This is a genomic window from Exiguobacterium sp. s191 (assembly GCF_018618955.1).
GTDB classification, from domain to species: Bacteria; Bacillota; Bacilli; order Exiguobacteriales; family Exiguobacteriaceae; genus Exiguobacterium_A; species Exiguobacterium_A abrahamii.
This window is the reverse complement of the sequence record NZ_JACSNC010000001.1, coordinates 1,437,588-1,451,570: the sequence shown is the minus strand read 5'-3', so window position 1 is coordinate 1,451,570 and position 13,983 is coordinate 1,437,588. Positions and strand designations below refer to the sequence as shown.

At 44.1% G+C, this 13,983-nt stretch carries 15 protein-coding genes; 10 read left to right on the top strand and 5 right to left on the bottom strand.

Annotation, left to right across the window (positions count from 1 at the left end):
• Positions 1-30: 30 nt before the first annotated feature.
• From KNQ09_RS07830 to KNQ09_RS07815, 4 genes are all read right to left on the bottom strand, one after another.
• Positions 31-906, bottom strand: coding sequence for a DegV family protein (locus tag KNQ09_RS07830; protein ID WP_214805206.1), 876 nt, complete (start codon positions 904-906; stop codon positions 31-33).
• 65 nt (positions 907-971) lie between these two features.
• On the bottom strand, positions 972-2,297 hold the full coding sequence (brnQ, locus tag KNQ09_RS07825; protein ID WP_214858069.1) for a branched-chain amino acid transport system II carrier protein: 1,326 nt from the start codon (positions 2,295-2,297) through the stop codon (positions 972-974).
• Positions 2,298-2,643: 346 nt separating this feature from the next.
• Positions 2,644-2,937 (bottom strand): hypothetical protein, encoded by a 294-nt coding sequence (locus KNQ09_RS07820; RefSeq protein WP_050677561.1) that lies wholly within the window; start codon positions 2,935-2,937, stop codon positions 2,644-2,646.
• Between the two features lie 247 nt (positions 2,938-3,184).
• Positions 3,185-3,937: a hypothetical protein gene (locus KNQ09_RS07815; RefSeq protein WP_231681739.1), complete on the bottom strand. Its 753-nt coding sequence runs from the start codon at positions 3,935-3,937 to the stop codon at positions 3,185-3,187.
• A gap of 111 nt (positions 3,938-4,048) precedes the next feature.
• Here KNQ09_RS07815 and KNQ09_RS07810 point away from each other — a divergent pair, with 111 nt between their 5' ends.
• The 7 genes from KNQ09_RS07810 (at position 4,049) to KNQ09_RS07780 (ending at position 9,845) form a co-directional block, all read left to right on the top strand.
• A complete protein-coding gene (locus KNQ09_RS07810; RefSeq protein ID WP_023468869.1) occupies positions 4,049-4,606 on the top strand; it encodes a GNAT family N-acetyltransferase in 558 nt (185 codons plus the stop codon).
• 8 nt (positions 4,607-4,614) lie between these two features.
• Positions 4,615-5,328 (top strand): alpha/beta fold hydrolase, encoded by a 714-nt coding sequence (locus KNQ09_RS07805; RefSeq protein ID WP_214858068.1) that lies wholly within the window; start codon positions 4,615-4,617, stop codon positions 5,326-5,328.
• Between the two features lie 86 nt (positions 5,329-5,414).
• Positions 5,415-6,506: a conserved virulence factor C family protein gene (locus KNQ09_RS07800; protein ID WP_214723676.1), complete on the top strand. Its 1,092-nt coding sequence runs from the start codon at positions 5,415-5,417 to the stop codon at positions 6,504-6,506.
• Positions 6,507-6,866: 360 nt separating this feature from the next.
• The gene (locus KNQ09_RS07795) at positions 6,867-7,079 is read left to right on the top strand and encodes a hypothetical protein (RefSeq protein ID WP_023468866.1); all 213 of its coding nucleotides are present in this window, start codon (positions 6,867-6,869) and stop codon (positions 7,077-7,079) included.
• A gap of 80 nt (positions 7,080-7,159) precedes the next feature.
• Positions 7,160-7,606, top strand: a complete 447-nt coding sequence (locus KNQ09_RS07790) for a BsuPI-related putative proteinase inhibitor (RefSeq protein WP_149427640.1) — start codon at positions 7,160-7,162, stop codon at positions 7,604-7,606.
• A 33-nt stretch (positions 7,607-7,639) separates the two neighbouring features.
• The gene (gene nadE, locus KNQ09_RS07785; RefSeq protein ID WP_149427639.1) at positions 7,640-8,458 is read left to right on the top strand and encodes an ammonia-dependent NAD(+) synthetase; all 819 of its coding nucleotides are present in this window, start codon (positions 7,640-7,642) and stop codon (positions 8,456-8,458) included.
• 115 nt (positions 8,459-8,573) lie between these two features.
• Positions 8,574-9,845, top strand: coding sequence for an FAD-dependent oxidoreductase (locus KNQ09_RS07780; protein WP_214858067.1), 1,272 nt, complete (start codon positions 8,574-8,576; stop codon positions 9,843-9,845).
• Between the two features lie 49 nt (positions 9,846-9,894).
• On the opposite strand, the gene KNQ09_RS07775 is transcribed toward KNQ09_RS07780, so the two are convergent.
• Positions 9,895-10,290, bottom strand: coding sequence for a disulfide bond formation protein B (locus KNQ09_RS07775; RefSeq protein WP_029342185.1), 396 nt, complete (start codon positions 10,288-10,290; stop codon positions 9,895-9,897).
• 65 nt (positions 10,291-10,355) lie between these two features.
• Here KNQ09_RS07775 and KNQ09_RS07770 point away from each other — a divergent pair, with 65 nt between their 5' ends.
• The 3 genes from KNQ09_RS07770 (at position 10,356) to KNQ09_RS07760 (ending at position 13,974) form a co-directional block, all read left to right on the top strand.
• On the top strand, positions 10,356-11,246 hold the full coding sequence (locus KNQ09_RS07770; RefSeq protein WP_029342184.1) for a transcriptional regulator CcpC: 891 nt from the start codon (positions 10,356-10,358) through the stop codon (positions 11,244-11,246).
• The gene (locus KNQ09_RS07765; protein WP_023468860.1) at positions 11,230-12,342 is read left to right on the top strand and encodes an N-acetyldiaminopimelate deacetylase; all 1,113 of its coding nucleotides are present in this window, start codon (positions 11,230-11,232) and stop codon (positions 12,340-12,342) included. The genes KNQ09_RS07770 and KNQ09_RS07765 overlap by 17 nt, the downstream gene beginning before the upstream one ends.
• A gap of 234 nt (positions 12,343-12,576) precedes the next feature.
• Positions 12,577-13,974, top strand: a complete 1,398-nt coding sequence (locus KNQ09_RS07760) for a cytochrome ubiquinol oxidase subunit I (protein ID WP_023468859.1) — start codon at positions 12,577-12,579, stop codon at positions 13,972-13,974.
• Positions 13,975-13,983: the final 9 nt, after the last annotated feature.

Genomic DNA, 13,983 nt, shown 5'->3' with positions numbered 1-13,983 from the left:
CGTCCGGTTTTCATCGTTTCGTGCAAGCTATCAAGTTGTTGGTAAAGGAATCTCATCGAACCAGTACACACCGACCGTCTCAGCGCCAGCATGTGCCAAGATGGAAGGACCAAATTGGGTAATGCGTACTTGAAGCTCCGGATGTTCTGTAGAAATCAAGCGCCGTAATTCTTCAGCAGCGGCATGAGCGAGCGTGTGACTGACATAAAGCGTCCGATCATATACACCATGAGCACTGACTTTTGATGAAATTTCACTGACCATTTCTTTAAAAGCTTTTTTGATGGAACGGACCTTTTTAAATGGGACAAGCCGTCCTTCCTCATTAAATTGAGCGATTGGTTTAATATTGAGCATGTTTGCTAATAAAAACTGACTTCCAGAGACACGTCCGCTCCGTCGCATCGTCTCCATATTTCCGATGATCAGATAAAAATGCGATTTGTGCTTGAATGTTTCAAGCGTAGACATGACTTCATCGGGACCTTTACCAGCAGCAACGAGTCGTTGTGCGATTCGGACAAGTTCTTGCTGATTCGCAGCACCTGTATACGAATCAATCGCGTATAAAGGGAAACCGACAGCTTCAGCTGCAGCGACGGAACTCGAATACGTTCCGCTCAATCCACTCGTGATATGAATCGCATACCCGTAATCATAGCCATCTTCAAGTAATTGTTCATACAAGGTCACGAAGTCACCGAATGACGGTTGAGAAGTCGTCGGTGAAGCGTGAGCATCTTCTCGCATTTTTTGATCAAGCTGTTCAATCGAGATATCGACATACTCCCGGTAAGACTCTCCGTTTAAGATGAGTAAAGTCGGTATCACATGGACTCCGATTTTTTCAGCCTCTCCTGGCTCAAAAAAAGCCATGCTGTCGGTAATCCAAGCAATCTTATCCATGTATATGACGCCTCCATTAATAGAACCATTTTGTTCATCATACCATAGCGATGAAAGCGGAATCACTAGCTAGCGCGTTTTTGTGTAATAGAAGCACTGGAAACGTGTCCAAACCATGAACTGATACCGAAGGCGATGAGTGCTGGGAATAACCATTCTAAACTTTGATCCACTAAAGGTAAAGATTGATAGAACGTTTTAAGATTTCCCGGGAAAAGCGAAAGTTGATTCAACGCACTACAGAATGAAAAGAAAATCGTTACACCAAGAGTTGATTGATAAACAACCGACTTACGACGGAACAGGTGACGCATGAATGTCAATGCGATCAAGACGATGACGATTGGATAAAGGAACATCAATACCGGAACAGCGATGGATAACAATGTCTGCAATCCGACGATGGATACCGTAAGACCAAGAGCAGTCGTGAAGATACTTGCCGCTTTTAAAGATACACGGTTGGAAATCGTCATCATATATTCTGCAAATGCGGTGACGAGACCAACTGATGTCGTCAAACATGCAAGCAAGATCGCAAGACCAAGTACAGCTAAACCGATTGAGCCGAAGGCAGTATTTGCATAATGCTGAAGAAGTGCTGGACCATCAACTTTTCCGATGGCGGCAAATGTGTTACGTCCGATCATTCCAAGTCCGACATAGACGAGAGTCAAAGCAGTGGCAGCGATGATTCCGGCACGAGTGACGACTTTAAATTGTGCTTTTCGTTCATGAACGCCTCGGCTTTTCAATGTATGCAGTACGACGACACCAAATACCAAGGCACCGAGTGCATCAAGTGTTAAGTATCCTTGAAGGAAACCTTGAATGAATGCCTGTCCAGTCGTCTCATACGCTTCGTTTGGTGAAGAGACACTCGAAAGTGGCGAAATGATGCTACTGATGCTTAATGCTGCAAGAGCAATCAGTAATAATGGTGTGATGAAACGCCCGATGATCTCAAGTAATCTTCCTGGTCGTAGTACAAGATAAAGTGTGGCAAGGAAAAAGAGACTCGATGAGATGATCAACGTCATTTGTGAGGGAGCACCAAGGAATGGTACGACTCCGAGCTCATACGTGACAACCGATGTTCGCGGAATCCCGAAAAAGGGACCGATCGCAACATAGAGTGCGAACGTCAAGGCAGCACCTACAAAACGAGGGAGTGGTGCAGCAAGTGTTTTGATGCCACCTCCGATAGAGGCAACTGCAAGTAAGCCGAGCAAAGGAAGACCGACACCCGTTACGATAAAACCAAGGATGGCAGGAAGGAACTGTGAACCCGCAAGCGCACCGAGTTCCGGTGGGAAGATCAGGTTACCCGCACCGAAAAATAAAGCAAAAATCATAAATCCTAGAGCAAATGTATCTTTTGTCTTAAACATGTGTTGTCCTCCATTCATCCTAATTTCATAAAAAAAGCCTCATCCACTAAATTTGTGGATAGGCGTCGTTTGCTCAGACGCCTTGTCGAAATGACGAAAAGGGCCTGGATCTTCATTTTCTCAAACGAGAAATGAATCTTCAGTCCCTACTCTTAATCACAATCAGTCGTTCTTGGATGAGCGTTGCGTGTGTCATGTTTAAAACCTCCTGTTTGAATTTTTCTAAGGATAACATGAAGAAATTAATAAAACAATATTTTCTGAAAATTCACCGCCGAATTTTTGAAAACAAATAACGTCTTGAGGAGAGATAAGGGTCTCTACTCAAGACGTTTTACGTTACACATCAGCTCGTTGCAATCGAGCGCGTTTTTTTGTGGCGTTTCAATTTATGGAGGAGCCAAGCGTGAACGACCTCACAGGATTGACGTGGTAACGTCAGTTCAACAAGCGATTCCTGCTGTTGCCCTTTAATGATGAAAAGTCCATTTTCTTCATCGACAGGGGCGATGGTCATTGAACTCGCCTCATTCAGCGACAATTTCACTTCACCGAGTGTCGCATCCTTTAATTTCAGGATGTTCCCATTTGTCGCAAATTTCGTGAATGAGCCGATTCCGTTCACTTTTAACTGATCCATATTGAATTCCTCCTTCTGTTGATTCCAGTACTATCCCTATAAAAAAACGGGTCTAACTTCTATCTTGAAAAGGTTATCCTCATTATAGCGAAGTCTTCACAAGATGCTAGTCTTATTTTGTGTGAAAATTCGAAAAATTTTTTAACAATATTGTCATATGGATAGGAATACCTCTTAAGAGGGAATCGTCATGTGAAATTCAAATAGAACAAAAGCATCCTTTTCTAAAAGAAAAAGATGCTAAAGGTCAATCTAACTCAAAACTCCATTTCTTCTTGCGACAAACAAGCGTTCCTCGTCGAAGGATCGATTCTTTCTCCGCTTCAAAATCTTCATGTAGTACGCTCATGTCTTCATATCGTCCTGCTACATAAACGGGAATCGTGATGTTTCTTGAGAAAACAGACCGTTTTGCACTTTCGAAATCAATCAATACCCCTTCTTTGAGGAGATGGCGGATATGAATCATGATTTCAGCTGTTAAGGCGATCGAGGCGACGGATCGTGCATGCTGACGAAATTTCCGTTGCACGAGGTCAGAGATGAGTTGTTCTACCCGTGACCAATCCTTCAAGTAAACAGAAGCATGAAGACCATCGTGTTCGCTAAAATAGACCAGTTCATTCTCGATCGAGTCAAGGAAAGGAAGCGGTGTTCCTCGTTTCATATGCATTAAAAATAATAACTCCGCGATTTCGACATCCGTCAATACATCGAGCGAATGGGAGGAGCGAATATCAATAGCAGTCAAAGGATGACGCTGGACATCCGTTGATTGTGAAAACTGTTCGATCTCATGCGCTTCGATGTAATGAAGCATCGTTCGAAATGATTGTTTCGTCTGTTTGAAATCACTTCCTGAAATGAGTAAAGGACGTTTCAAATCGACGGCTGCGGCGAAATCAGAGAAATGTACTCCTGACATCGTCAATCGTTGATTTTCCTCGTCCTCATATAAGTAAAGTAACGCACTCGACATACCACTTCGCTTCCTTTCCATGACTAACTACTTCATAATTTAATAGTAGCAAAACTTCGAATTGCCTGAAAGGATATTTACTTCTGAAAACGGGCATACTACATAGAGAAGCATAAAGAGAGGTGATGGAGCATGTGGGGCTTGCGAAAGCCTTTCCCGGAATTGCGGACCGAGCGCTTCATATTACGTGAGCTCGAAAACCGTGACGCACGCGAATTGTTTAAAATCCTATCGGACGATAAAGTCATGTATTATTACGGATCAGATCCGCTCGTGACGGTCTATGAAGCTAAAAATGTCATCAGTTACTTTAAAGAACAGTTCACGCAAGGTAAAGCGATTCGCTGGGCAATTGCTGATGCACAAACGAATCAATTGATCGGTACGATCGGTTTTCATAACTGGCTGTCTCAATACCATCGGGCTGAAATTGGTTTTGAAGTTAGTCAAGATTATTGGCAACGTGGTGTCGCTTCGGAAGCGGCAAGAGCTGTTCTGACATATGGCTTTGAAGAATTTGCTCTCCATCGAATCAGCGCCCTCGTCGCACCTGAAAACCTCGCTTCTAACGCATTGGTTCAAAAATTAGGATTCAAAGCAGAAGGATTACTAGAAGATTATGCATACAGTCATGGTCGTTTCATGGATTTGACGATGTATCGTATGCTCGCATCTGAATGGAAGGGATGAGGTAGTCAATGGAAAAACAAACACTCGTACTCCTGCACGGATTTACAGGAGGAACAGATTATTTTAATCGGGTAGAGGCAAATTTACGACATTCCTTTGATGTATTACCACTAAGTTTACCGGGGCATGAGGGACTTGATGTTGGTCCGGATACGATTGAAGGCTTTGCCGAATGGGTCATGCATGAACTTGATCGACGTGGTATCGAAAAGCCGATCATCATCGGGCATTCATTTGGTGGATACATCACAGCTGCAATCGTAGAAGGGTATGCGGATCAAATCAGTGGATACGGTCTGGTGTACTCGACAGCTAAAGCAGATGATGAACAAGCGAAACAAAAACGAAATCAAAACATCACGCGCGTTGAAGAAGTCGGTGTTAGAGAATTCGTCAATGGTCTTGTTCCATCCTTATTCGCTGAAGGGGCAGATGAGTTCGCTGTCGCTGAAGCACTTGAGATCGGGTACATGATGACGGTCGAAGGAGCTATCCGTGCGCTCTCTGCGATGCGAGATCGGCGAGATATGACGAAGGTCTTGACGAAAGCAAGCGTGAAGGGTGTCATCATTCACGGCACGAAAGATCAACTGATTTCAGAGGAAAGCGCATTTGCACCAAAGAATGATCATCTCATACATCGGTCAACAGACAGTGGACACATGGGGATGCTTGAGACACCGGATGCTTTCGTTGCAATCATCGAAGAAGCATTCAAGTAAGTTTTTGCCCTACGGTCATGTCTGTAGGGCATTTGCTTTGCATTTCAGATGAGATATCTGAAATGATAGAAGTGGAGGGGATACACATGAAAATCGTAGCAATTGAACCAACACCAAGTCCAAATAACATGAAAGTCATCGTTGATGAGGTCTTTTCGGAAAAGGGGCAGACATTCGAGCATGCCTTTGGCGCACCGGAACACATTCAGCGATTACTTGAAATACCTGGCGTTAAGTTCGTTTATCAGGTCAGTGACTTTTTATCGATCGAGCGTTATCCAAAATATGATTGGCGCTCGCTTGTCATCGATATACGACGTGCGTTCGGTGAAACGTTAAATGACGTTGAACAACACGAGACAGATGCTGAGTATGAGCCTGTCCATCTATTCGTGCAATTCATTTTAGGCGTACCGATGCAAATCAAAGGTGTGAAAGGATTAGAAGAAAAACGAGAAGGGCTGTCGGAACGTTTCCGAGAAGCAGCGCTATTCGTCCAACCATTCGTTCAAAATGTCATTAGCGATCGACGCTGGGTAGAACAAGCACCTCGATACGGTGACCTTGACGAAAGCTTGCGTGAAGTAGCGAATGAGATTGAGATTGCCTATCCAGTCGAACGTCTCGAACGTCTCAAGTCGCTCGCAGCAGGAGAAGATATTACGTTTAGCGGTCAAGCGATTCAATCATCCGATTGGAAAGAACGATTCGCGGCGCTCGATGAACTACCTGTTGAGATGGAATGGGTTCCAGCTTATGCTCGCCTGTTACAGGATGAGAAGATGCAAATTCGACGTCAAGCGATCGTAAAGCTTGGGATGTTCGAAGATCACCGTGAAGAACTGTTAGAGTATTTGACGAGTGCACTGCATGATCCGTCAGGGATCGTTCGCCGGACAGCAGGCGATACGATTTCAGATTGGGCGATGCCGGAAGCTGAACCAATGATGATGGAAGCGCTAGCGGATAAAAATAAATTAGTACGCTGGCGAGCTGCTCGCTTCCTGTTTGATGTCGGAACGGAACAATCAATTCCAAGACTGCGTGAAGCCATTCGAGACCGAGAATATGAAGTGGCTCTACAAGCCGAACTCGCATTAACTCGGATCGAAAGTGGGGAAGAAGCCCTAGGAACGGTTTGGCAGCAAATGAATCGAATGATAGATGAAAGTTCATAAGAACTTAAAAAATAATTGCTTAAGAGAATCATTCGACAAAATGAGTCACCAATTGTCTAGGTATATTTTCCCTGTTGTCTAAAAACGCTGGTAAAATAATCAAAATTATGTTGTCATCTTTTTGAAATCGAAATGAAATGTGTTGGAAATGCTTATTAAAACGCTTGCATCTAACAACTAAATCAAGCATTCCAAAATATCCCTGATGAAATTGAAATATTGTTTTGAAATGAAATGTCGAATGACAATTTTCTTCTTTTTCCTGCCCTTTGGTACAGTTAATCTACAATAACGAATTCGAATCATGTAGGTCATCTCTTGGCTGGGCATTATGAATGAGAAAAGGGGAGAATCGGGGATATGTTACTTTTCGCTGAAACAGATTTAGCAGTAGGATACAAGGAACGGACAAAAACAGGGGTATATGTAACGATCGAAACAATCGACAGTCGTACGATTACATTAGTCGCGCCAGCAAACGCGGCAGAGGATATTTGTGACGAACTGTTTGCGACAGGATTAGAGCAATTGTTTTCATTCAAGATGAATCCATCGACTTTACCTGTGGCATAAGTGGATAAACATGCGAGAGAGGAGAATCCTCTCTCGCTTTTTTTTGTGATAAAATTATTAGAGATAAAAGGAGGGATGAGATGAAACGTCTCGTTTTCATTCTGCTACTGCTTACTGTTTGTTTAGCAGGTTGCCAAGAAAAGAAACAACAGGCAACAACAACCACGAACGAACCGATTCAGATTGCAGTCAAAACGACAAAGCAGGACGACATGATGCAATTAAACATTTCTTTAACGAATCCAAATGATCACAGTGTGAACGTGACGTATCCTTCCTCACAACGTTTTCAGGCTCAATTAATTGATGCGAAACAACACGTAACGTATGATTTTGAGAAAGAGCAAGTATTCACGCAAGCGATTGAAAAGGATACGTTCACGAAACGTGAAACGAAACAGTATACAGTTGAATTACCGATCTCCTCTTTAGGTGATAGCACGGAAGTTCGCGTATCGACAATCCGTCAGTTTAAAGGAGCAAGTGCGAAACAAACGACGGACCAACAAATGATTGATTCGAAATGACGATCAACATAATGTGAAGGAGTGAAGCGATTCATGCAACAAGAAATCATCCAAGTAACAGGAGTAAAGCCTGTCATTGACCCAGCACAAGAAGTAAACGAGCGGGTATCCTTCTTGAAGGCGTATCTCAAGCATACAAGTGCAAAAGGATTCGTACTGGGCATCTCAGGGGGACAAGATTCTTCGCTCGCCGGTCGTCTGTGCCAACTGGCAGTTGAAGAGTTACGAAAAGAAGAGGGAAAAGATGTCGCATTTTATGCGGTCCGCTTGCCTTACGGGGAACAACAAGATGAAGCAGACGCACAGACAGCCTTGACGTTCATTCAACCGGATCATTCGCTTCGTGTGAACATTAAACCAGCAGTCGAAGCATCGATGCAGGCGTTCAAAGAAGCGACAGGTGCAGAACTTTCCGACTTTAGTAAAGGAAATACGAAAGCGCGGGAGCGAATGAAAAGCCAGTATGATTTAGCCGCTCATTATGGCTGTTTAGTCGTTGGAACGGATCATGCAGCTGAATTCGTGACGGGATTCTACACGAAACATGGTGATGGTGCATGTGATTTGACGCCATTGACAGGACTGAATAAACGGCAAGGGAAACAACTCTTACGTTACTTGAACGCACCAGAAGTCTTGATTGAAAAAGTTCCGACAGCAGATCTTGAAGAAAATCGTCCGGCATTACCAGACGAAGTGGCACTTGGTATGACATATGAAGAAATCGATGACTACTTGGAAGGAAAGACGATTTCAGAAGCAAGTCAAGAAAAGTTAGAGACGCAGTATAAACGTGTTGGGCATAAGCATCATATGCCGGTCTCACCACTCGATGAATGGTGGAAAGCCTAATCCAAAATAAGGAGACGTGATTTCAATCGTGAAATCACGTCTTTTTTCATGTTCTTCGATTCTTCTTCAATTGTTATGGGAAAAGAAGAGAAACGATGATTGAGGAGGCGAGAGTATGACGATTGGGATTATAGGTGGAGGGTTATCCGGCTTGACGGCAGCTGCATTATTCGCAAAACAAGGAACGCCGGTCATGCTTTGGGATGCGGGATTACTTGGAGGACGTGCCACCTCTCAAACCGTAAAAGGATTTACGTTTAATTACGGTGCTCATGCGATTTATGGACGCGATCAATCGATTCTTCGCAAACTAACGAAACAGCTCGGTATCGAAGTGACGTGGCTGGATTTCTCAGCGAGTCGTGCGAAATATGAGTTTTCAGGTCATTTGACGGCAGTTCCTGCGAATGCCTGGGGATTATTGAAAACAGAAGTCATCGAAGGAACGAACAAAGTACGTTTCACATGGGAAATCATTAAAACGATTTTACGAGTCGAACGAGGGGATCCGCAACAATCGATCGGGCAATGGTTAAAAACAGAACGAGTCGATGAACAAGTGGCACAGTTGATGCTTGATTTGGCATCAACGAACTTTTTTACGGCAGAACCCGAAAAAATTCCGTCAGACGTCTATTTCGAGTATTATCAAAAACTTTTTCGGACGCGAAAGCCTGTCTCATACATCGAAGGAGGATGGCAAGGGTTAGTACAGGAGTTGGAACGGATCATTCTAGAGAACCGCGGAGAGATCCTGAAAAAAACAAAAATAACAGCAGTCGAATCGACTACGACAGGATTCTTAGTACGTGATCGAAAGAAACAAGAATGGAACGTCGAACGGATCATCTTTGCTGTACCACCGCGTGAAATCTTAAAAATGGCGACTCCCACTGCCATTCAACGATTTGTTACACCGTATGCAAGTCATGAACCGGTAGAAGTATTCGTGTATGATCTTGGACTTCATCCGTATATCCAAACACCGTATTCATACATCTACGACCGTTCGCATCGAGCGTTCATCACGGATTTATCACATTATGATGCAAGTCTTGCACCGAAGGATGGTCAAGTCCTTCAAGCAATCGCCTATCTTGAACACGATCGACTTGAGGATCATGATTATATTGGACATGTCCGAACAGGAATCGAACAGATGCTTGACGTTCATTTTACAGATTGGCGACAACGTATCGTCGCAGAACGAACGATCAAACGAGCAGTCGTACAAGAAATCAAATGGAAAATGGGGCAAACGCCGCTTGCGACTCACATTCCGGATCATGCAGGTGTCGCTTTCGTCGGGGACTGGTGTGAAGGTACGGGACAACTCTCAGAGCTTGCGTTCTCAAGTGCCGTGAGCGTTTTCAATCGATGGACGTGATGTCAAACGACAAAAAAGAGAAGTCGAATCGACTTCTCTTTTTTGTGTCTTACGCTTCATTGTTCGAACGTGCTGGATAGAATGCTAGAACCAAGAGTAATGTAAAGGCAATGAGACTCATCATCGGAATCGTCAAGAAACCAAAATAGTTGACCCATTTGATGAGACAGCCACTCGTACATAACGCTTCGCCATCGGGTAAGCGCTCAAGGATGACGTGGTACAAGGCGACACCAAAGCCGGCAAGCACATACAGGCGGACGAAGAGCGGATCAATCGTTTTCGACCGGAATAGCGAGATGAGCAAATAAAAGGCAGTCGTATACATGAATAGTCGTTGCCACCAACAGAGAGGGCAGGGGATGAATCCGCGAATTTCACTGAAATAGAGACTGCCAAGCGTTGCAATCGTTGAGATGATGAACATAAAATGATAGCGTGTCATATGTATCGTCCTTTCTAACGTGTTAAACTAATGCCATCTTATATCATGAGGAGTCGAATCTCACATTGCAAGTGTCGGAAATGGAAATGTTGATCACCTTATCGGAAGAATTGAATATGAGGCGCGCTGCTGAACGATTATTCGTCTCGCAACCTGCGCTTAGTCAACGTCTCGTTGCGATTGAAAGACGCTGGGGAACAAAATTATTCATTCGTTCATCGCGTGGGTTAAGCATCACACCACAAGGAGAAAAAGTAATCGGTCTCGCAAAAGAGATGAATCGGAAGGAACTTGAGTTAAAAAGTGAATTGACAGCAGAAGAGGGTGCCGTTTATGGAACGCTTCGGATTGCCGTCGCTTCCATCATGGGGCAATATTGGCTCCCGCGTGTCTTAAAACGATTCGTTGAGCGTTATCCGCATGTCCGTGTTCAGCTTGTCACGGGATGGTCCAGTGAGATGATGCGTCACATGTTAGAGGAACATTTTCATATTGGGATCATTCGTGGAAACCCGGACTGGAAAGGTGTCAAAGAACGTCTTTTCTCGGATCCGCTCTATTTAGTCGATAGTGAGTTGACGTCAATCGAACAGTTACGCGTGACGGATCGACCATTCATCCAGTTCAAGAGTGACTCAACGTACTATCAGGAAATTTTAGAATGGTGGCAAGATCGGTTCGCAAGTCCACCATCTCGGACGTTGGTCGTCGATCAAATCGAGACATGTAAGCAGATGGCTCTACATGGAATTGGATTTGCGATTTTACCCGAGTCGACGATTCAGCAATCAAATGAAGTCATGCAGCTTCCTTTAAAAACATCGTCTGGAAAAATATTAAAGCGAGATACATGGATTTTGTCTACGGAATCGATGCTTGAACTAAAACAAGTTCAAGCATTTTGGGATATCGTAAAAGAAGAAGGAGGAAGTCAGTCAGATGGAATACGCCATTGAAATGCGGCGCGCGCTTCATAAAATACCAGAACCAGGGTTCAAGGAATTTAAGACGCAAGCTTTTATATTGGAACAAATTCGTGCCTATCCACCAGATCGTGTCACGTATGACACGTTTGAAACGGGAGTTTTCGTTCGAGTGAAAGGATTGACTGGAAATCGGACAATTGGGTACCGTGCAGACATTGATGGGTTACCGATCGAAGAAGCGACAGGTCTTCCATTTTGTTCGGAACATCCAGGCTTCATGCATGCCTGTGGTCACGATATGCACACGTCGATTGCGTTGGGATTGATGAAACGAATCATTGAATTGCCGGTCATGGATGATGTCGTCTTTTTATTCCAACCAGCGGAAGAAGGTCCGGGCGGGGCAGAACCGATGATTAAAAGTCCGTTGTTTGAAAAATATCGTCCAAGTGAGATGTATGGTCTTCACGTCGCACCGGAATATCCAGTCGGTACGATTGCGAGCCGTCCCGGCGTCTTGTTCGCGAGTGCTCGAGAAGTCCATATCACGATCTATGGTCAAAGTGGTCATGCGGCCTTTCCTCATTTGACGATTGATACGGTCGTTGCGCAAGCAGCCTTAATCATGCAATTGCAAACAATCGTCAGTCGATCCATCAATCCGATGAACTGTAGCGTCATTACGATCGGAAAGGTCGATGCCGGGATTCGGGAAAACGTCATCGCCGGTAGAGCTGTTCTTGACGGTACGATGCGCGCACTCAATGGAGAAGACATGGAAAAACTGGAACGACGCGTTCGTGACATCATTCGAGGAATCGAAGCTTCCTTTGGCGTCAAGATTGATCTACAATTCGGAAATCGTTATTACGAGGTCGTCAATGACCGACACATCGTTGATAAATTTTCATCATTCGTCAAGATGAATGCGAACTACATTGAATGTGATGCAGCAATGACAGGAGAAGACTTCGGATTCATGTTGAAGGAAATTCCAGGGATGATGTTTTGGCTCGGAGTCGACAATCCGACATCTGGACTTCACCAACCAACCTTGAATCCGGATGAATCCGCGATTCCATTTGTGATTGATTTACTCGATCATTATTTCCGAGAATATGTTTAAAAAGTTTTATGAAATAATGAAGGACATTAAGCTTTCCCTTTCGAAATCAAGAATGGGAGAGCTTTTTATATATGTAAGAATAGGAGTTTTCGAACATTTTGTGAAAAAAATCACGTGCACATGTGAACAATTTGTTACATCAAACATTATAAACAGACATAAAGGATTATGTTCTCTATGATACGGTTATAGACCATATAGAGAAGTATGTTTTAGGAAGAGGGGGCTATATACATGTTCAATGATCCCGTATTGCTCAGTCGATTGTTGACAGGGCTCACATTAGCGTTTCATATTATATTCGCGACGATTGGCGTCGGGGTACCACTCATGGTACTCGCTGCTGAATTCATCGGTCTGAAACGCAAAGATCCGGATTATATTTTATTAGCAAGACGGTGGACGCGTGGATACGTCGTTACCGTCGCAGTCGGTGTCGTGACAGGGACGGCCATCGGATTGCAATTATCACTACTTTGGCCGTCACTCATGCAAGTGGCTGGTCAAACGATCGCATTACCACTGTTCATGGAAACATTCGCATTCTTCTTTGAAGCGATTTTCCTCGGTATTTACCTGTATACATGGGATCGATTCAAAAACCCATGGTTACACTGGTTGATCGGGATTCCAGTCGTCATCGGTGCGACAGCATCAGCATTCTTCATTACGACGGTCAACTCCTTCATGAACTCACCAGAAGGATTTAAGATCGTCAACGGAACGCTAACGCAAATTGAACCATTAAAAGCAATGTTCAATACAGCAACACCTACAAAAGCAACACACGTCATCGTATCGGCTTATTTGACAGTCGCCTTCATCTTGGCGGCAATCGCGGCGTTCCACTTACTCCGCAAAAAAACACTCTCAGCAGCGGAAACAGCGTATCACAAAAAAGCACTTCGCTTAACGGTTATGGCTGGATTGATTTTTGCCTTCTCGACTGCACTTGTCGGGGACTTCTCAGGGAAATACTTGGCGAAATATCAGCCAGAGAAACTCGCGGCTGCTGAATGGCATTTTGAAACGACAAGTGAAGCAGAATTGATTTTTGGTGGGATACTTGATCAGCAAGAAGACGGCAGTTATGAAATCAAGGGAGCCGTCAAAATCCCATATGCACTCTCGATTCTTGCGGGTGGAGCCCCAGATACAGAAGTCATTGGTCTAAATGAGTTCGCAAAAGAAGATCAAGCACCGCTGATCGTTCACTATTTCTTCGATATCATGGTTTCGATTGGTATGTATTTGGCTGCCATCTCTGCCTTGTTCATCTTGGCATTCCGTTTGAAAAAATTAAATCCTTATAACAAATGGATTTTAAGAGGTGTCTTCATCGGTGGACCTCTGGCGATGATTTCCATTGAAGCAGGTTGGATGTATGCTGAAATTGGTCGCCAACCTTGGACACTTTACGGCATCATGCGGACAGCAGATGCGGCGACGACATCAACTGCCGTCGGTCCGATGTTGATTCTATTCAGTGCCTTGTACTTGATGCTCGGTACGATTTGTACAGTCGTATTATTACGGATGTTCAAGAAAAACCCGGTTGGAAAAGAACTTCAAGAACTTGCTGAAAACCACCACGCACGTGGGGAAGCTATGTTCGTGGATGATAACAAGTAAGGAGGGAAC